18 protein-coding genes are annotated in these 19,805 nt (G+C 54.9%); 13 read left to right on the top strand and 5 right to left on the bottom strand.

The window, feature by feature from the left end; genetic code table 11:
- Positions 1–42 precede the first annotated feature (42 nt).
- Positions 43–195 (top strand): glucose uptake inhibitor SgrT, encoded by a 153-nt coding sequence (gene sgrT / locus M8014_RS10780; RefSeq protein ID WP_271266681.1) that lies wholly within the window; start codon positions 43–45, stop codon positions 193–195.
- Positions 196–298: 103 nt separating this feature from the next.
- A complete protein-coding gene (locus tag M8014_RS10775) occupies positions 299–1,477 on the top strand; it encodes a sugar efflux transporter (protein ID WP_271282464.1) in 1,179 nt (392 codons plus the stop codon).
- A 50-nt stretch (positions 1,478–1,527) separates the two neighbouring features.
- On the opposite strand, the gene leuD is transcribed toward M8014_RS10775, so the two are convergent.
- The 5 genes from leuD to leuL all read right to left on the bottom strand — a co-directional run bounded on the left by leuD (position 1,528) and on the right by leuL (position 6,389).
- Positions 1,528–2,133, bottom strand: a complete 606-nt coding sequence (gene leuD, locus M8014_RS10770; RefSeq protein ID WP_271282463.1) for a 3-isopropylmalate dehydratase small subunit — start codon at positions 2,131–2,133, stop codon at positions 1,528–1,530.
- A 10-nt stretch (positions 2,134–2,143) separates the two neighbouring features.
- On the bottom strand, positions 2,144–3,544 hold the full coding sequence (gene leuC / locus M8014_RS10765) for a 3-isopropylmalate dehydratase large subunit (RefSeq protein WP_271282462.1): 1,401 nt from the start codon (positions 3,542–3,544) through the stop codon (positions 2,144–2,146).
- A gap of 2 nt (positions 3,545–3,546) precedes the next feature.
- Positions 3,547–4,638, bottom strand: a complete 1,092-nt coding sequence (leuB, locus tag M8014_RS10760) for a 3-isopropylmalate dehydrogenase (RefSeq protein WP_271282461.1) — start codon at positions 4,636–4,638, stop codon at positions 3,547–3,549.
- Positions 4,638–6,209: a 2-isopropylmalate synthase gene (gene leuA, locus M8014_RS10755; protein ID WP_271282460.1), complete on the bottom strand. Its 1,572-nt coding sequence runs from the start codon at positions 6,207–6,209 to the stop codon at positions 4,638–4,640. Before leuA ends, leuB begins: the two co-directional genes overlap by 1 nt.
- 93 nt (positions 6,210–6,302) lie before the next feature.
- On the bottom strand, positions 6,303–6,389 hold the full coding sequence (leuL, locus tag M8014_RS22855; RefSeq protein WP_350223412.1) for a leu operon leader peptide: 87 nt from the start codon (positions 6,387–6,389) through the stop codon (positions 6,303–6,305).
- 634 nt (positions 6,390–7,023) lie between these two features.
- Here leuL and leuO point away from each other — a divergent pair.
- The 11 genes from leuO to mraY all read left to right on the top strand — a co-directional run bounded on the left by leuO (position 7,024) and on the right by mraY (position 19,804).
- The gene (leuO, locus tag M8014_RS10750; RefSeq protein WP_271282459.1) at positions 7,024–7,968 is read left to right on the top strand and encodes a transcriptional regulator LeuO; all 945 of its coding nucleotides are present in this window, start codon (positions 7,024–7,026) and stop codon (positions 7,966–7,968) included.
- Between the two features lie 384 nt (positions 7,969–8,352).
- Positions 8,353–10,077 carry an acetolactate synthase 3 large subunit gene (ilvI, locus tag M8014_RS10745; protein ID WP_271282458.1) on the top strand — a complete coding sequence of 575 codons (1,725 nt, stop codon included), beginning with the start codon at positions 8,353–8,355 and terminating at the stop codon, positions 10,075–10,077.
- A gap of 1 nt (position 10,078) precedes the next feature.
- Positions 10,079–10,570 (top strand): acetolactate synthase small subunit, encoded by a 492-nt coding sequence (gene ilvN, locus M8014_RS10740; RefSeq protein WP_271266689.1) that lies wholly within the window; start codon positions 10,079–10,081, stop codon positions 10,568–10,570.
- Between the two features lie 180 nt (positions 10,571–10,750).
- Positions 10,751–11,755 (top strand): catabolite repressor/activator, encoded by a 1,005-nt coding sequence (cra, locus tag M8014_RS10735; protein ID WP_271282457.1) that lies wholly within the window; start codon positions 10,751–10,753, stop codon positions 11,753–11,755.
- 597 nt (positions 11,756–12,352) lie between these two features.
- Positions 12,353–12,811, top strand: a complete 459-nt coding sequence (gene mraZ, locus M8014_RS10730) for a division/cell wall cluster transcriptional repressor MraZ (RefSeq protein ID WP_271282456.1) — start codon at positions 12,353–12,355, stop codon at positions 12,809–12,811.
- 2 nt (positions 12,812–12,813) lie between these two features.
- A complete protein-coding gene (gene rsmH / locus M8014_RS10725; RefSeq protein ID WP_271282455.1) occupies positions 12,814–13,755 on the top strand; it encodes a 16S rRNA (cytosine(1402)-N(4))-methyltransferase RsmH in 942 nt (313 codons plus the stop codon).
- Complete coding sequence (ftsL, locus tag M8014_RS10720; RefSeq protein WP_271282454.1) at positions 13,752–14,117, top strand: cell division protein FtsL; 366 nt, start codon at positions 13,752–13,754, stop codon at positions 14,115–14,117. Before rsmH ends, ftsL begins: the two co-directional genes overlap by 4 nt.
- A gap of 15 nt (positions 14,118–14,132) precedes the next feature.
- Positions 14,133–15,899 (top strand): peptidoglycan glycosyltransferase FtsI, encoded by a 1,767-nt coding sequence (locus M8014_RS10715; RefSeq protein ID WP_271282453.1) that lies wholly within the window; start codon positions 14,133–14,135, stop codon positions 15,897–15,899.
- Positions 15,886–17,373 (top strand): UDP-N-acetylmuramoyl-L-alanyl-D-glutamate--2,6-diaminopimelate ligase, encoded by a 1,488-nt coding sequence (murE, locus tag M8014_RS10710; protein ID WP_271282452.1) that lies wholly within the window; start codon positions 15,886–15,888, stop codon positions 17,371–17,373. Before M8014_RS10715 ends, murE begins: the two co-directional genes overlap by 14 nt.
- Positions 17,370–18,728, top strand: coding sequence for a UDP-N-acetylmuramoyl-tripeptide--D-alanyl-D-alanine ligase (murF, locus tag M8014_RS10705; RefSeq protein ID WP_271282451.1), 1,359 nt, complete (start codon positions 17,370–17,372; stop codon positions 18,726–18,728). Before murE ends, murF begins: the two co-directional genes overlap by 4 nt.
- A complete protein-coding gene (gene mraY, locus M8014_RS10700) occupies positions 18,722–19,804 on the top strand; it encodes a phospho-N-acetylmuramoyl-pentapeptide-transferase (RefSeq protein ID WP_271266697.1) in 1,083 nt (360 codons plus the stop codon). Before murF ends, mraY begins: the two co-directional genes overlap by 7 nt.
- Position 19,805: the final 1 nt, after the last annotated feature.

The raw sequence follows: 19,805 nt of genomic DNA, 5'->3' as shown, positions 1-19,805 counted from the left end.
TATTAGGCCAATAATTCATTTCGATGAAGTGAGGAGGTGATGATGAAGAGGTCTACCGCACGTCAGTTTTACCGAAAGTACTTCTCAGCGACAAAAGGAGTGTCCTGGCTGGCCCGCCTGTGCGCAGAACAGCAGCTGAAAATACTGGACGATCTGATGCAGTGGGAGGTGACAACGTCGACCTCGGAACGCTGAATTGCTTCGATCATGTGTGACTGAGTATTGGTGCGAATCACCACGCCAGCAGGTATCATCTGCTGGCTTTTTTCGTTTTCACTTGCGCTGAAGGGAACTGATCATGCTCTGGTTAATGACGATGGGGCGCCGCCTCAACGGTGTCTACGCCGCCTTTTTAATGGTGGCATTTATGATGGGCGTGGCCGGTGCGTTGCAGGCGCCTACCTTAAGTCTATTCCTGAGCCGCGAGGTGGGGGCCCAGCCATTCTGGGTGGGGCTGTTTTATACTGTTAACGCCATCGCCGGGATCCTGGTCAGCCTGTGGCTGGCGAAGCGCTCCGACAGTCAGGGCGATCGGCGCAAACTGATCCTGTTTTGCTGCGCCATGGCCATCGGCAATGCGCTGCTGTTTGCCTTTAACCGTCATTATCTGACCTTATTAACCTGCGGCGTGTTTCTGGCGTCACTGGCCAATACCGCCATGCCGCAGCTGTTCGCCCTCGCGCGTGAATACGCCGACAGCTCCGCACGTGAAGTGGTGATGTTCAGCTCGGTGATGCGTGCCCAGCTCTCCCTGGCGTGGGTAATCGGCCCGCCGCTGGCCTTTATGCTGGCGCTCAACTATGGCTTTACGGTCATGTTCTCCATCGCGGCAGGGATTTTTGCCATCAGCCTGGGATTGATCGCCATTGCGCTTCCGACCGTCTCCCGGGTGGAATCAGCGACCGCGACGCCTTTAACCCAGGTCAGCGGCTGGCAGAACAAAAACGTACGGATGCTGTTTATCGCCTCCACGCTGATGTGGACCTGCAACACCATGTATATCATCGACATGCCGCTGTGGATCAGCAGCGATCTGGGTCTGCCGGATAAGTTGGCCGGGATCTTAATGGGAACGGCGGCTGGGCTGGAAATTCCGGCGATGATCCTCGCGGGTTACTACGTGAAGCGCTTTGGTAAACGGCGGATGATGCTGATCGCGGTGGCGGCGGGCGTGCTGTTTTACGTGGGGCTCATTCTTTTTCACAGCCACGAAGCGCTGCTCGCCCTGCAGCTGTTTAACGCCATTTTTATAGGGATTGTCGCCGGCATTGGCATGCTCTGGTTCCAGGATCTGATGCCGGGTCGAGCCGGTTCGGCCACCACGCTGTTTACCAATAGCATTTCAACCGGGGTGATTCTGGCAGGGATGATTCAGGGCGCGCTGGCACAAAGCTACGGTCACTCTGCGGTCTACTGGGCGATCGCGGCCATTTCAGTGGTGACACTGGCGCTGACTTTCCGCATCAAGGATGTGTGATTTTCTGAACGATGGCTTTTTTAGAATGGCCCGCGGCGCGGGCCATTTCATTACGCCATAAAGGCTGGCTGTTTATTCTCGTAGGCGGCAATTGCCTCTTCATGCTGCAGGGTCAGGCCGATGCTGTCGAGGCCGTTGATCATGCAGTGGCGGCGGAAGGCATCGAGGCTAAAGCCATAGGTTTTATCCCCGGCTTTCACTTCCTGCGCTTCCAGATCCACTTCAAATTTAATCCCTGGGCTGCTTTGCACCAGGGCAAACAGCTCGTCGACCTGTTCGTCGCTTAACGTCACCGGCAGCAGCTGGTTGTTGAAACTATTACCGTAAAAGATATCGGCGAAGCTCGGTGCAATCACCACTTTGAAGCCGTAATCGGTCAGCGCCCACGGCGCATGCTCGCGTGACGAGCCGCAGCCGAAGTTTTCCCTGGCCAGCAGGATCGACGCGCCTTTGAACTCCGGGAAGTTCAGCACGAACTCCGGGTTCGGCACCTCGCCTTTCTCATCCAGAAAACGCCAGTCGTTAAACAGGTGCGCACCAAAACCGGTGCGGGTCACTTTCTGCAAAAACTGCTTCGGGATAATGGCGTCGGTATCGACGTTGGCCGCGTCCAGGGGGACAACCAGGCCAGTATGCTGGATAAATTTCTCTGCCATGATGGTCTCCTTATTTCAGGTTGCGAATATCGGCGAAATGCCCGGTCACTGCTGCTGCCGCGGCCATTGCCGGGCTGACCAGATGCGTGCGTCCGCCGCGCCCCTGACGACCTTCAAAGTTACGGTTGCTGGTGGATGCGCAGCGCTCGCCCGGATTCAGGCGATCGTTGTTCATCGCCAGACACATGGAGCAGCCTGGCAGACGCCATTCAAAGCCCGCTTCGATGAAAATCTTATCCAGACCTTCCTCTTCTGCCTGGGCTTTCACCGGACCGGAGCCGGGAACGACCAGCGCCTGCACGCCTGGTGCGACTTTACGGCCTTTCGCGATCTCAGCCGCTGCGCGCAAATCTTCGATCCGCGAGTTGGTACAGGAGCCGATAAAGACTTTATCAATCGCCACCTCGGTCAACGGCACGCCCGGTTTCAGCCCCATATAGGCCAACGCTTTTTCGGCACTGGCGCGCTCAACCGGATCGGCAAACGACGCTGGATCGGGGATTGCGTCGGTGACCGAAATCACCTGGCCTGGGTTAGTACCCCAGGTCACCTGCGGCGCAATGGCTTCAGCCTGCAGGGTGACAACGGTGTCGAACTGCGCGCCATCGTCGGTTTTGAGGGTTGACCAGTACGCGACGGCGTCGTCGTAATGCTGGCCTTTCGGCGCGTGCAGACGGCCTTTGACATACTCGAAGGTGATTTCATCCGGAGCAACCAGACCGGCTTTCGCACCCATCTCAATGGCCATGTTGCACAGGGTCATGCGGCCTTCCATGCTCAATGCCTGAATAGCGCTGCCACAGAATTCCACTACGTGCCCGGTACCGCCTGCGCTACCGGTTTTACCGATGATCGCCAGCACAATGTCTTTGGCGGTGATGCCCGGCGCGGCCTGGCCGGTGACTTCAATCTTCATGGTTCTGGCGCGGCCCTGCTTCAGGGTCTGGGTCGCCAGCACATGTTCCACTTCAGAGGTGCCGATACCGAACGCCAGTGCGCCAAACGCGCCATGGGTGGCGGTGTGGGAGTCGCCGCAGACGATGGTCATCCCCGGCAGGGTGATACCCTGTTCCGGCCCCATCACGTGGACAATGCCCTGGTATGGGTGGTTCAGGTCATACAGCTCAACGCCAAACTCGTTGCAGTTCTTAATCAGCTCCTGCATCTGGATGCGGGCCATCTCACCGGAGGCATTGATGTCTTTGGTCTGCGTCGAGACGTTATGGTCCATCGTCGCAAAGGTTTTACCCGGCTGACGCACCGGACGATGATGCGCGCGCAGGCCATCAAATGCCTGCGGCGAGGTGACTTCGTGCACCAGATGGCGGTCTATATAGAGCAGTGGGGTTTCGTTTTGCGCTTCATAAACCACGTGAGCGTCAAACAACTTTTCGTACAACGTCTTCGCCATGATTACACCCCTTCAGCGACATAGCGGGCAATGATATCGCCCATTTCATCGGTACTGACTGCAGACGCACCACGGGCTAAATCGCCGGTGCGGATGCCTTCTTCCAGTGCACGGTTGATGGCGTTTTCAATCGCCGTCGCCGCCTCGTTGGCATCCAGGCTGTAGCGCAGCAGCAGCGCCAGAGAGAGGATCTGCGCAATCGGGTTGGCAATGTTCTTGCCCGCGATATCCGGTGCCGAGCCACCTGCTGGTTCGTACAGGCCAAAACCTTCTTCGTTCAGGCTGGCGGAAGGCAGCATCCCCATTGAGCCGGTGATCATCGCGCACTCGTCAGACAGAATGTCCCCAAACAGGTTGGAGCACAGCAGCACGTCGAACTGGGACGGATCTTTGATCAGCTGCATGGTGGCGTTGTCGATATACATATGCGCCAGCTGCACGTCCGGGTATTCCCGGGCGATTTCGTTAACGATTTCTCGCCACAGGATCGAGGATTGCAGCACGTTGGCTTTATCAATCGACGTCACTTTATGACCGCGCTTACGGGCCGATTCGAAGGCGATACGGGCGATGCGTTCGATCTCAAAGCGGTGATAAACCTCAGTATCAAAGGCTTTTTCATGCTGACCGCTGCCTTCGCGGCCTTTTGGCTGGCCAAAGTAGATGCCGCCGGTTAACTCACGCACGCACAGAATATCGAAACCGTTAGCTGCAATATCAGCACGCAGCGGGCAAAACTCTTCCAGACCCGGGTACAATTTGGCCGGACGCAGGTTGCTGAACAGCTTGAAATGTTTACGCAGTGGCAGCAGCGCCCCGCGCTCTGGTTGCTCTGCTGGCGGCAGGTGTTCCCATTTCGGGCCACCGACGGAACCAAACAGCACCGCATCCGCATTCTCACAGCCGGTCACCGTTGCCTGCGGCAGCGGCGTGCCGTGGTTATCGATCGCGACACCGCCCACATCGTAGTGGCTGGTGGTAATTTTCATCGCAAAACGGGTGCGGATAGCTTCCAGAACCTTCAGCGCCTGTGCCATAACTTCGGGACCAATTCCGTCGCCCGGTAACACAGCAATATGGTAATTCTTCGACATTACACGGTTTCCTTATTGTTCTCTTTATTCTGAGCTTTGCGTTGCAACTCTTTTTCAACTTCTGCGGCGCGCCAGATGTTATTCAGGACGTGAACCATCGCTTTTGCGGAGGACTCGACGATATCGGTCGCCAGACCCACGCCGTGGAAGCGACGGCCGTTATAGTTCACCACGATGTCAACCTGGCCCAGCGCATCCTTACCCTGGCCTTTCGCCGTCAGGTCATATTTGACCAGCTCAACGTCGTAGTCGGTGATACGGTTGATGGCCTGGTAAATCGCATCGACCGGACCGTTGCCGTTCGCTGCTTCTGCTTTCGTTTCGTCACCACAGGCCAGCTTCACCGAGGCAGTGGCGATATCGCTGGAACCGGACTGCACGCTGAAGTAGTCCAGACGAAAATGCTCTGGCTCTTCCTGCTGCTTGTTGATGAACGCCAGCGCTTCCAGGTCGTAATCGAAGACCTGACCTTTCTTATCGGCCAGCTTCAGGAAAGCGTCATACAGGTGATCCATGTTGTAGTCGGACTCTTTATAACCCATCTCTTCCATGCGGTGTTTCACCGCTGCGCGGCCTGAGCGGGAGGTCAGGTTCAACTGTACCTGGTTCAGACCGATAGATTCCGGGGTCATGATTTCGTAGTTTTCACGGTTCTTCAGCACGCCATCCTGGTGGATACCGGAGGAGTGGGCAAAGGCACCGGTGCCAACAATCGCTTTGTTTGCCGGGACGGGCATGTTGCAAATCTGGCTGACGGTCTGGCTGGTGCGCCAGATTTCATGGTGATTGATGCGGGTTTGCACATTCATAATGTCTTTGCGCACCTTGATCGCCATGATCACTTCTTCCAGCGAACAGTTGCCTGCGCGCTCACCGATCCCGTTCATTGCCCCTTCAACCTGACGTGCTCCGGCGTGGACGGCGGCAATGGCGTTACCGACCGCCAGGCCCAAATCGTCATGGGTATGCACGGAGATAATCGCTTTATCGATATTCGGCACGCGCTCATACAGCCCGGTAATGATGTTGGAGAATTCGAACGGCATGGTATAGCCGACGGTATCCGGGATGTTGATGGTGGTGGCACCGGCGCGGATCGCAGCTTCAACCACGCGAGCCAGATCCTCGATCGGCGTGCGGCCTGCATCTTCACAGGAGAACTCCACGTCGTCGGTATAGTTGCGGGCGTGTTTCACCATATGAATTGAGCGCGCAATAACCTCATCCAGCGTGCTGCGCAACTTGGTGGCGATATGCATCGGAGAGGTCGCAATAAAGGTATGGATTCGGAAGGCTTCGGCCACTTTTAACGACTCGGCCGCGACATCGATATCGTGCTCGACGCAGCGTGCCAGCGCGCACACCCGGCTGTTTTTGATGGTGCGGGCAATCGTCTGAACCGACTCAAAATCACCCGGAGATGAGACAGGGAAGCCCACTTCCATTACGTCTACACCCATACGTTCAAGGGCCAGCGCAATCTGCAATTTTTCTTTAACGCTCAGGCTTGCCTGTAATGCCTGTTCGCCGTCACGTAAGGTGGTATCGAAGATAATGACTTGCTGGCTCATGGGTTAGGTCCTTGTCTGTATTTGGGCGCCTTGCTACGAGCATAAAAAAACCCGCGCAGTGGCGCGGGTTTTTTGTGTTAACCAGAGGACAATTCAACGCTGAATTTCGCCCGCCAGTCTACCGCGCACAGTGGATGCGTTTAGTAGTAGTAGACCGGTGAAACGAATGCTGTGAATCATGAATCATGCCCCAGATAAATACGATATGCCTTTAGTGGTACTGGATACGCGGATTGATGTCAACCCCTCGCCCGAGAAAACGGCTGTGACGCGTCATTTCCCGCACCGCTGAAATTAGCTTATTGTGCTGGTTTTTCAATTGCTGACGATTTTATTTGTCTGAATTTGCACTGACGATTAATCCCAGGAATCATTTAAATATATTTGATTGCAATTATATAAACTTTTGAAATATCCGCTGTTTCATTTGAATGCGTTTACTATCATCAGGTTAGTTTGCCTTCGACTGCAAAATGCATTGATAGGTAAGATTTGAGATAATGAGATGTTAATAATTTAAGGTAAAAATGATTAATGTTTAATTGGAACTTAAATCATCCTTAACTGAGTGCTGTATTGTTTATTTGTAGGATCTATGATTTCATTTAATATATAAACTATTTGATATGTTATTGCTCTCCCTGTACATATTTCTCGCTTTTATAGTGTATCCCTGTCAATGTTGGCAGGTATTAATATATTCTTAATTTGTAACATTTCTCTTTTGCTGAACTTATATGCGTGATAAATCATATTTTTTAAGGTTATCGTTACACTCGAGAACAGGAAGTTTAGCGTAACAATGGAGCAGGGTATGTTTGAAGAAAAAATGGATAAACCGCATGTGCCTGACGGGACAAAACCACAGCTTCGTACCGTGGATCTCAATCTTTTAACCGTATTCGATGCTGTAATGCAGGAACAAAATATCACCCGAGCTGCTCACTCACTGGGGATGTCGCAGCCCGCCGTCAGTAACGCCGTCGCCAGGCTTAAGCTGATGTTTAATGACGAATTGTTTGTTCGCTATGGCCGTGGTATTCAGCCTACAGCACGGGCGTTCCAGCTATTCGCATCGGTACGGCAGGCATTGCAGTTGGTACAGAATGAATTACCGGGATCGGGTTTTGACCCTTCAGTCAGCGAGCGCATTTATCATTTGTGTGTTTGCAGCCCGCTTGATAACTATCTGACCTCGCTTATCTATAATAAAGTCGAGAAGATTGCGCCAAATATTCATCTGGTCTTCAAATCCTCGCTCAATCAGAATACTGAACACCAGCTGCGATATCAGGAAACAGAATTTGTGATCGGCTATGAGGAATTTCGCCGTCCTGAGTTTTCCTGCGTGCCATTATTCAATGATGAAATGGTTCTGGTGACCAGCAAAACGCATCCGCGTCTGAATGAAACGTTGCAGGAAAGCGATATTTACCACGAACAGCATGCGGTTGTCGCGCTTGACCGCTACGCTTCCTTTAGCCAGCCATGGTACGACACGCCCGATAAGCAGGCCTGCGTTGCCTATCAGGGAATGGCGATGACCAGTGTTTTAAATATTGTCTCGCAAACTCAGCTGGTTGCCATCGCCCCGCGCTGGCTGGCAGAAGAATTTGCTGAGTCGCTGAATTTGCGCATCCGGGTACTGCCTCTGAATCTAAACTCGCGAACCTGTTACCTTTCCTGGCATGAAGCGGCCGGGCGCGATAAAGGGCACCAGTGGATGGAAGAGCTGTTAGTCAGCGTCTGCCATCGCTAAACGCCCTCAGGATAAATAATGCTATTCCTGTTATTTATCCTGATTTTTACTTAATGTCTGAAGTTTTATTCTGCTGTGATTTTTTTTGGCGCGTTTCCCTGCAGTAAAAATGCATGAATTACTAAACCTCCTCCTTTTTAAATGATCAATGGTCAGTCTGCCTCGTTATCGTAGTGGATTTATCCATAACTATTTTTAATACCCTCTGTTTCTGCTTTTTTCTTTATACGCCAACTCAAGTTTGCTAATTGCCTGCCTTTCGGCGAGCGGTTATGGTAACTGTCACTCTGCACAATAAAAAACGTCAGAGCGTCACTCTGACAAAAAAGACAAAACAGGGCCGTTACGCCTGTTTGTCTGAAACGATAAGCCTGGAGGCTAATCATGGAGATGTTGTCTGGCGCCGAAATGGTCGTCCGATCGTTAATTGATCAAGGCGTGAAGCAAGTGTTCGGTTACCCTGGGGGCGCGGTCCTGGATATTTACGATGCCCTGCATACCGTCGGTGGGATCGATCACGTCCTGGTGCGCCATGAGCAGGCCGCGGTACATATGGCTGACGGACTGGCACGCGCAACGGGTGAAGTCGGCGTGGTGCTGGTGACCTCAGGTCCAGGGGCGACAAACGCCATAACGGGTATTGCGACAGCCTATATGGATTCAATTCCGATGGTGGTGCTCTCCGGTCAGGTTGCCACCTCGCTGATTGGCTACGATGCCTTTCAGGAGTGCGACATGGTCGGCATTTCTCGCCCGGTGGTGAAACACAGCTTCCTCGTCAAGCAGACGGAAGATATTCCGGGTGTGCTGAAAAAAGCCTTCTGGCTGGCGGCGAGCGGGCGTCCTGGCCCGGTAGTGGTCGATCTCCCGAAAGACATTCTCAATCCGGCGAACAAAATGCCTTACGTCTGGCCGGATTCGGTCAGCATGCGTTCCTATAACCCAACGACTCAGGGACATAAAGGCCAGATTAAACGCGCGCTGCAAACGTTGGTGGCGGCAAAAAAACCGGTGGTGTACGTCGGCGGTGGAGCGGTGAACTCACAGTGCGGACCGCAGCTGCGTGAGCTTATCGAAAAGCTGAACCTTCCGGTGGCATCGTCGTTAATGGGGCTCGGGGCATTCCCGGCCACCCACCGTCAGGCACTCGGTATGCTCGGCATGCACGGCACCTACGAAGCCAATATGACGATGCATCATTCCGACGTCATTTTTGCCGTCGGGGTACGCTTTGACGATCGCACCACCAATAACCTGGCAAAATACTGCCCGAACGCCACCGTGCTGCACATCGATATCGATCCGACCTCTATTTCCAAAACCGTTCCGGCGGATGTGCCGATTGTTGGCGATGCGCGTCAGGTGCTGGAGCAGATGCTGGAGCTGCTGGCTCAGGAAAGCTCGGTTCAGCCGTTGGATGATAATCGTGACTGGTGGCTGCAGATTGAGCAGTGGCGCGCGCGTCAGTGTCTGAAGTATGACACGCAAAGTGCGAGTATTAAGCCGCAGGCGGTCATTGAAACTATCTGGCGTCTGACCAAAGGCGAGGCCTATGTGACCTCTGATGTGGGCCAGCACCAGATGTTTGCCGCGCTCTATTACCCATTCGATAAACCGCGCCGGTGGATCAATTCCGGCGGTCTGGGCACCATGGGGTTCGGTCTGCCTGCCGCGCTGGGCGTCAAGCTGGCACTGCCGGATGAAACGGTGATCTGCGTGACCGGCGATGGCAGTATTCAGATGAACATTCAGGAGCTGTCGACTGCGCTGCAGTATGACCTGCCCGTGCTGGTGCTGAATCTCAACAACGGCTACCTCGGGATGGTGAAGCAGTGGCAGGACATGATCTATTCTGGACGCCATTCGCAATCCTATATGAAATCGCTGCCTGACTTTGTTCGTCTGGCGGAAGCTTACGGCCACGTGGGGATTCGCATCAGCGACCCGACGGAACTGGAAGCGAAGCTCAATGAAGCCCTGGAGCACGTCAGGAATAACCGCCTGGTGTTCGTTGATGTTGTTGTCGATGGCACCGAGCATGTGTATCCGATGCACATTCGCGGGGGTGGTATGGATGAAATGTGGTTAAGCAAAACGGAGAGGACCTGATATGCGCCGGATACTGTCTGTATTACTGGAAAACGAGTCCGGTGCGCTGTCGCGCGTGATTGGGCTTTTTGCACAGCGCGGCTACAACATCGAAAGTCTGACGGTTGCGCCGACCGACGATCCGACCCTCTCCCGCATGACCATTCAGACGGTGGGTGATGCCAAAGTGCTGGAGCAGATTGAAAAGCAGCTGCACAAGCTGGTGGATGTTCTGCGCGTTAGCGAGCTGGGCCAGGGTGCATACGTTGAACGTGAAGTGATGCTGGTGAAAATTCAGGCGACCGGTTACGGGCGTGAAGAGGTGAAACGCAACGCGGATATTTTCCGCGGGCAGATCATCGACGTGACCCCCTCTATCTATACCGTCCAGCTCGCCGGGACCAGCGATAAACTGGATGCTTTTCTCGCCTCGGTGAGAGATGTCGCAAAAATTGTTGAAGTGGCGCGCTCCGGCGTCGTGGGGCTTTCCCGCGGTGATAAAGTGATGCGTTAAAGCCAAAAAAGTTTGCCTCAATCTTGCCCGGTGACTATTGCCGGGCTTTTTTTTGTGTACAGGTGCATCAGTGCTGACAAAAGCGGTTGCCGGAAGGCCTATTCTGCGCTTAGATGTTACAAGATTTAGCCATAACCCTGGCAAGGTCATGGACTCTTTTATTTCTTTTAAGGGGCAATTGTGAAACTGGATGAAATCGCCAGACTCGCTGGCGTGTCGCGAACCACAGCAAGCTATGTGATTAACGGTAAAGCGAAGCAGTATCGTGTCAGCGATAAGACCGTTGAGAAAGTGATGGCCGTGGTGCGTGAACATAACTACCATCCGAATGCCGTGGCGGCAGGTTTACGCGCCGGGCGCACCCGATCGATCGGCCTGGTGATCCCGGATCTGGAAAACACCAGCTATACCCGGATTGCTAACTATCTAGAGCGTCAGGCACGCCAGCGCGGCTATCAACTGCTGATTGCCTGTTCAGAAGATCAGCCCGACAATGAAATGCGCTGTATTGAGCACCTGTTACAGCGCCAGGTGGATGCGATTATCGTTTCCACGGCGCTCCCTCCTGAGCATCCGTTTTACCAACGCTGGGCGAATGATTCGTTTCCGATCGTTGCACTCGACCGTGCGTTAGATCGTGAGCATTTCACCAGCGTTGTCGGTGCCGATCAGGACGATGCCGAGATGCTGGCAGCCGAACTGCGGACGTTCCCTGCGGAAAACATACTGTACCTTGGCGCGCTGCCTGAGCTCTCGGTGAGCTTCTTACGCGAGCAAGGGTTCCGCACGGCCTGGAAAGACGATCCGCGCACAGTGGATTTCCTGTATGCCAACAGCTACGAGCGCGAAGCCGCGGCGCAGCTCTTCGAGAAATGGCTGGAAACCCATCCGATGCCGCAGGCGCTGTTCACGACCTCATTTGCGCTGCTGCAGGGGGTGATGGACGTGACCTTACGCCGTGACGGCAAACTGCCATCAGACCTGGCGATTGCCACCTTTGGTGATAATGAGCTGCTTGATTTCCTGCAATGCCCGGTGCTGGCGGTGGCGCAGCGTCATCGCGATGTGGCCGAACGCGTGCTGGAAATTGTGCTGGCCAGTCTGGATGAGCCGCGTAAGCCGAAACCTGGGCTGACACGTATCCGTCGTAATCTCTATCGTCGCGGTGTGTTAAGTCGTACTTAAACGCAGTAGGGCAGTGGAAACTGCCCTGAATTTCCCTGACGTGTCCGCGTAATAATTCCCTTATTATTTTTAAGATAATTCCTTAAAAATCATTGCCTGCTTATCATTTTAATTCCGTTCGTAATTTAAATGTCTCTTTCAGACTTATTAATTGTCATTAAGCATCTATTTTGTATTATTTTGTTACATCCGCTGCTGCCGCTGCTGAATTATCAGCCATTTTTACCTCGCCAACACTTCAACCGGCACCACCCCGACCTGCGCTTCGCGCCAGCAGTGAATCTGAGGCTGTTATCCCCCGGCAATATGGCTTAAAATGCCGCCCGCGTCGCAAACTGACACTTTATATTTCCTTGCGATGATATGAGTTGTGTTTTAACGCTGTTATGTATATTCGCATTTTTTCTTACAAATATTCATCACGTTAATTTGCCTCGCCGGTTGTGCAGTAATTAGCCATGTCAGGATCGGTCCGTAAATCAGATGCATTTAGACTGATGTCGCGGAAGTCCTGGCTTGACAAGCTTTTCCATCGCTCCGTAAACTCCTTCAAGTGGGAATTTGTGGGTTAAAGTGGCGAGGAGGGGTAAGACTGGCATGTTCCGTGGCGCTACGTTAGTCAATCTCGACAGCAAAGGACGTTTATCGGTACCAACCCGATATCGCGATCGGCTGAACGAGAGCGCTTCAGGTCAAATGGTTTGCACCATTGACATCAACCACGCCTGCCTGCTGCTTTACCCCTTGCCTGAATGGGAAATCATTGAGCAAAAGCTGTCTCGACTGTCGAGCATGAACCCGCAGGAACGCCGCGTACAGCGGCTGTTATTGGGACATGCCAGTGAATGTCAGATGGACAGCGCGGGGCGTTTACTGATTGCGCCCGTGCTGCGACAGCATGCCGGTCTGACGAAAGAAGTGATGCTGGTCGGACAGTTCAATAAGTTTGAACTGTGGGATGAAACGGCCTGGTATCAACGGGTCAAGGAAGATATCGACGCTGAGCACTCTGATTCCGCGACAATGTCGGAACGATTGCAGGATTTGTCTCTATAAAAATGATGGAAAATTATAAACATACGACGGTACTGCTGGATGAAGCCGTTAACGGACTGAATATTCGTCCTGATGGAATCTATATTGACGGCACGTTTGGCCGTGGCGGCCACTCGCGCTTGATCCTGTCTCAGCTGGGAGCGGAAGGTCGCTTGCTGGCTATCGATCGCGATCCGCAGGCGATCGAGGTCGCGAAAACCATTGACGATCCGCGCTTTTCCATCGTGCATGGTCCTTTTTCCGCACTGGCGGACTATGTCGAGGAACGCGGGTTAACCGGCAAGATCGACGGGATTCTGCTCGATCTTGGTGTCTCTTCCCCGCAGCTTGACGACGCTGAACGCGGTTTCTCTTTTATGCGTGATGGTCCGCTGGACATGCGTATGGATCCCACTCGCGGCCAGTCTGCGGCTGAGTGGCTGCAAACGGCAGATGAAGCGGATATTGCCTGGGTGATCAAGACCTTTGGCGAAGAGCGTTTTGGCAAACGGATCGCGCGCGCCATCGTTGATCGCAACAGCATCGAACCGATGACCCGAACCAAAGAACTGGCAACCGTTATTGCGGCGGCTATGCCGGTGAAAGACAAATTTAAACATCCGGCGACCCGAACTTTCCAGGCGGTGCGTATCTGGGTGAACAGCGAACTGGAAGAGATAGAAAAGGCGTTAAAAAACTCGCTGGGCGTGCTGGCGCCAGGTGGGCGTTTGTCCATTATCAGTTTCCACTCGCTGGAAGACAGAATTGTGAAGCGCTTTATGCGCGAGCATACCCGTGGGCCACAAGTCCCGGCGGGTCTTCCGATGACGGAAGAGCAGCTCAGGAAACTGGGTGGCCGTCAGCTGAAAGCGTTGGGGAAATTAATGCCGGGTGAGGAAGAGGTGGCAGAGAACCCACGCGCCCGAAGCTCAGTGTTGCGCATTGCAGAAAGGACCAACGCATGATCGGCATCGTGGCAGACACCCTCAGCAAAGTGAAAGGAACTCTGGCGAGCAACGAGCGCCATGCCTTGCCCGGCGTTATCTGGGAAGATCTTTTGCGTTTCGGGAAACTGCCACTGTGCCTGTTTATTTGCATCATCGTGTCGGCGGTAACGGTTGTCACCACCGCGCACCATACCCGTTTGTTAACGGCGCAGCGCGAACAGCTGGTGCTGGAGCGTGATGCGCTGGATATCGAGTGGCGAAATCTGATTCTTGAAGAAAATGCGCTCGGCGATCATAGCCGGGTAGAACGGATCGCAACGGAAAAGCTGCAGATGCAGCATGTTGATCCTTCTCAGGAAAATATCGTAGTACAAAAATAAGGGAAAACGCGACGCATGAAACCCGCGGCGAAGGCGCTAAAACCAAAACGTCAGGAAGAACAGGCCAGCTTTATCAGCTGGCGTTTTGCGTTGCTGTGCGGCTGCATTTTACTGGCGCTGACTTTCCTGCTGGGTCGGGTGGCATGGTTACAGATCATTGCACCCGACATGCTGGTCCGTCAGGGGGATATGCGTTCCCTGCGTGTACAGGAAGTCTCCACCTCACGCGGTTTGATCACCGATCGCTCGGGTCGTCCACTGGCCGTGAGTGTGCCGGTAAAAGCGATCTGGGCAGATCCTAAAGAGCTGCATGACGCGGGCGGGATCACTCTCGATAACCGCTGGAAGGCGCTTGCAGATGCGCTGAAGATACCGCTCGATCAGCTGTCAACGCGCGTCAATGCGAACCCGAAAGGGCGCTTTATCTATCTGGCGCGTCAGGTGAACCCTGACATGGCCGATTACATCAAAAAGCTGAAGTTGCCCGGGATTCATCTGCGTGAAGAGTCCCGCCGTTACTACCCGTCAGGGGAAGTGACCGCCCACCTGATCGGCTTCACCAACGTTGACAGCCAGGGTATTGAGGGCGTTGAAAAGAGCTTTGATAAATGGCTGACCGGGCAACCGGGCGAGCGCGTGGTGCGTAAAGATCGCTATGGCCGCGTAATAGAAGATATCTCCTCAACGGACAGTCAGGCAGCGCACAACCTGGCGTTGAGCATCGACGAGCGCTTACAGGCGCTGGTCTACCGTGAGCTGAACAACGCCGTTGCCTTCAACAAAGCGGAGTCTGGCAGCGCCGTGCTGGTGGATGTGAACACCGGCGAAGTGCTGGCGATGGCCAGTAGCCCGTCTTATAACCCGAATAATTTTGCCGGAACGGCCAAAGACGCGATGCGTAACCGTTCGATCACCGACGTGTTCGAGCCGGGTTCGACGGTCAAACCGATGGTGGTGATGTCTGCCCTGCAGCGCGGCATCGTCAATGAAAACACCGTACTGAACACGGTGCCCTACCGAATTAACGGCCACGAAATCAAAGACGTGGCGCGCTACAGTGAATTGACCCTCACCGGGGTCCTGCAGAAGTCGAGTAACGTCGGCGTTTCTAAGCTGGCGTTAGCGATGCCGTCCTCAGCGTTAGTAGAAACTTACTCACGTTTTGGGCTTGGAAAGGCGACCAATTTGGGGTTGGTCGGAGAACGCAGTGGCTTATATCCTCAAAAACAACGGTGGTCTGACATAGAGAGGGCCACCTTCTCTTTCGGCTACGGGCTAATGGTAACGCCGTTACAGCTAGCGCGAGTCTATGCAACGATTGGCAGCTATGGCGTCTATCGCCCGCTGTCGATCACCAAAGTTGATCCGCCGGTTCCCGGTGAGCGCATCTTCCCTGAATCGATCGTGCGTACCGTGGTTCACATGATGGAAAGCGTGGCACTGCCGGGCGGCGGTGGCGTGAAGGCGGCGATCAAAGGCTATCGCATCGCAATTAAAACCGGTACCGCGAAGAAAGTCGGACCGGACGGCCGCTACATCAACAAATACATTGCCTACACCGCGGGCGTTGCACCTGCGAGTAATCCACGATTTGCACTGGTGGTCGTCATAAACGACCCACAGGCGGGTAAATACTACGGCGGCGCCGTTTCCGCGCCGGTCTTCGGTGCCATCATGGGCGGCGTTCTGCGCACCATGAACATCGAGCCGGATGCGCTGGCAACGGGCGAGAAAAGTGAATTTGTAATTAATCAAGGCGAGGGAACAGGTGGCAGATCGTAATTTGCGCGACCTTCTTGCTCCGTGGGTAGCTGGTTTACCTGCGCGAGAACTGCGGGAGATGGTACTCGACAGCCGTGTGGCTGCATCGGGCGATCTTTTTGTGGCAGTAGTCGGTCATCAGGCGGACGGGCGTCGGTATATCCCGCAGGCGATAGCGCAAGGTGTAGCTGCCATTATTGCTGAGGCAAAAGATGAGGCCGCGGATGGTGAAGTGCGCGAAATGCACGGCGTGCCAGTCATCTATCTTAGCCAGTTAACTGAACGCCTCTCCGCGCTGGCGGGGCGTTTTTACCATGAGCCGTCCGACAGGCTGCGCCTGATTGGCGTCACCGGGACCAACGGTAAAACCACCACCACGCAGCTGGTGGCGCAGTGGAGCCAGCTGCTGGGCGAAACCAGCGCGGTGATGGGCACGGTCGGCAACGGCCTGCTGGGCAAAGTCAGCCCAACGGAAAATACCACCGGCTCTGCGGTCGACGTGCAGCATGTGCTATCCGGCCTGGCTGGGCAGGGGGCGACCTTCGCTGCGATGGAAGTCTCTTCCCATGGGTTGGTACAGCACCGCGTTGCGGCGCTGAAATTTGCAGCCTCGGTGTTCACTAACCTGAGCCGGGACCATCTCGACTACCATGGCGATATGGAAAACTACGAAGCGGCGAAATGGCAGCTTTATTCCACGCACCACTGCGGGCAGGCGATTATCAATGCCGATGACGAAGTGGGCCGCCGCTGGCTGGCGAAGTTGCCGGATGCGGTTGCGGTCTCCATGGACAACCATATCAATCCGAACTGTCACGGCCGCTGGTTGAAAGCCACCGACGTGACCTGGCACGACAGCGGTGCGACCATCCGCTTTACCTCTTCCTGGGGTGAAGGCGAAATCGAAAGCCATCTGATGGGGGCCTTCAACGTCAGCAATCTGCTGCTGGCCCTGGCAACCCTGCTGGCGCTGGATTACCCGCTGGCAGAATTGCTCAACACCAGTTCGCAACTGCAGCCAGTATGCGGGCGAATGGAAGTTTTCAGTGCACCAGGAAAACCGACGGTCGTGGTCGATTACGCTCATACGCCGGATGCGCTGGAAAAAGCGCTCGAAGCTGCACGTTTGCACTGTGCCGGCAAGCTGTGGTGCGTCTTTGGCTGCGGCGGCGATCGCGATAAAGGTAAACGTCCGCTGATGGGGGCGATTGCTGAACAGTTTGCTGATATTGCCGTGGTGACGGATGACAACCCGCGTACCGAAGAGCCGCGCGCCATTATCAACGACATCCTGGCAGGAATGCTGGATGCGGGTCGTGCTCGCGTGGTGGAAGGCCGCGCCGAAGCGGTGACCAACACCATCATGCAGGCAGCCGAAAACGACGTGGTCCTGCTGGCCGGTAAAGGCCATGAAGATTATCAGGTCGTTGGTACCCACCGTCTGGATTACTCCGACCGCATCACCGCGGCACGTCTGCTGGGAGTGGTGGCATGATTAGCGTAACGCTCAGTCAGCTCGCCACAATCCTGCAGGCCAACGTCAGCGGCGGTGAGCTCACGCTTGATGCCGTGACCAGCGACACGCGTAAAATCACCCCCGGCTGCCTGTTTGTGGCGCTGAAGGGTGAGCGTTTTGACGCGCATGATTTTGCTGAACAGGCGAAGGCCGCAGGCGCCGGTGCGCTGCTGGTGAGCCGCAAGCTGGACATCGATCTGCCGCAGGTGGTGGTCAAAGACACCCGTCTGGCGTTTGGCGAACTGGCGGCATGGGTTCGCCAGCAGGTGCCGACGCGCATTGTTGCGCTGACCGGATCCTCCGGTAAAACCTCCGTCAAGGAGATGACCGCCGCGATCCTCAGCCAGTGTGGCAATACGCTCTACACGGCGGGTAACCTGAACAACGATATCGGCGTGCCGATGACGTTGCTGCGCCTGACCAAAGAGCATGAATATGCGGTCATCGAACTCGGAGCCAATCATCAGGGTGAAATTGCCTGGACCGTCGACCTGACGCGACCAGAAGCCGCGCTGGTGAATAACCTGGCGGCCGCGCACCTCGAAGGTTTCGGTTCGCTGGAAGGTGTGGCGAAAGCGAAAGGCGAAATTTATACCGGTCTGCCGCTGAACGGCATTGCCATTTTGAATGCCGATAACAACGACTGGCTGAACTGGAAAAGCGTCATTGGCGATCGCAAAACCTGGCGCTTCTCGCCAAACGCTGCCAACAGCGACTTTACCGCCACCAATATCCATGTGACCTCGCACGGTACCGAATTCACGCTGCAGACCCCAATAGGGGATGTGGATGTACTGCTGCCGCTGCCGGGTCGTCACAATATCGCCAATGCCCTCGCGGCAAGCGCGCTGGCAATGGCTGTCGGCGCACCGCTGTCGGCGATCAAAACCGGGCTGGCAAATCTGACGGCCGTACCCGGGCGTCTGTTCCCCATTCAACTGGGAGAAAACAAGCTGCTGCTGGATGACAGCTACAACGCTAACGTCGGCTCTATGACTGCTGCGGTGCAGGTGCTGTCTGAGATGCCGGGTTACCGCGTGATGGTGGTCGGGGATATGGCCGAGCTGGGGGCGGAGAGCGAAGCTTGTCACATCCAGGTGGGTGAGGCGGCGAAAGCGTCCGGTATCGACAGCGTGTTAAGCACAGGCCACCTCAGCCAGGCCATCAGCCAGGCCAGCGGTGTGGGTGAGCATTTCGCCGATAAAGCGACCCTGATCGCTCGGCTGAAAGCGCTGGTAGAAGAACAACAAATTGTGACGGTTTTAGTGAAGGGTTCACGCAGTGCTGCCATGGAAGAGGTTGTGCACGCATTACAGGAGAATGGAACATGCTAGTTTGGCTGGCCGAACATTTGGTCAAATATTATTCCGGCTTTAACGTCTTTTCCTATCTGACGTTTCGCGCCATCGTCAGCCTGCTGACTGCACTGTTCATCTCGCTGTGGATGGGCCCGCGCATGATTGCCCGTCTGCAAAAACTCTCTTTCGGTCAGGTTGTGCGTAACGACGGTCCGGAATCACACTTCAGCAAACGCGGTACCCCGACCATGGGCGGCATAATGATCCTCACCGCGATTGTGGTGTCGGTGCTGCTGTGGGCCTACCCGTCAAACCCGTACGTCTGGTGCGTACTGGTGGTGCTGATTGGTTACGGCATTATCGGTTTCGTTGATGACTATCGCAAAGTGGTGCGCAAAGACACCAAGGGGCTGATCGCACGCTGGAAGTATTTCTGGATGTCGGTGATTGCGCTGGGCGTGGCATTTGCGCTGTATCTGGCCGGTAAAGACACCCCGGCAACCGAATTGGTGGTGCCGTTCTTTAAAGACGTCATGCCGCAACTGGGCCTGTTCTACGTCCTGTTGGCCTACTTCGTGATTGTCGGGACCGGTAATGCGGTGAACCTGACTGACGGCCTGGATGGTTTGGCAATCATGCCAACGGTCTTCGTCGCGGCGGGCTTTGCGCTGGTGGCGTGGGCCAGCGGTAACATGAATTTCGCCAGCTATCTGCACATCCCTTATCTGCGTCATGCCGGTGAGCTGGTGATCGTCTGTACGGCGATAGTCGGCGCGGGCCTGGGCTTCCTGTGGTTTAACACCTATCCGGCGCAGGTCTTTATGGGCGACGTCGGTTCGCTGGCACTGGGCGGCGCGCTGGGCATTATTGCCGTGCTGCTGCGCCAGGAGTTCCTGCTGGTGATCATGGGCGGCGTGTTCGTGGTCGAAACCTTGTCGGTGATTTTGCAGGTCGGTTCCTTCAAGCTGCGCGGACAACGCATCTTCCGGATGGCGCCTATCCATCACCACTATGAACTGAAAGGCTGGCCGGAACCGCGCGTCATCGTGCGCTTCTGGATTATTTCGCTGATGCTGGTGCTGATTGGCCTGGCAACGCTGAAGGTACGTTAAT

The organism is Silvania hatchlandensis, from assembly GCF_025564065.1.
Lineage (GTDB): Bacteria > Pseudomonadota > Gammaproteobacteria > Enterobacterales > Enterobacteriaceae > Enterobacter > Enterobacter hatchlandensis.
This window is presented reverse-complemented; position numbering and strand designations above follow the sequence as displayed.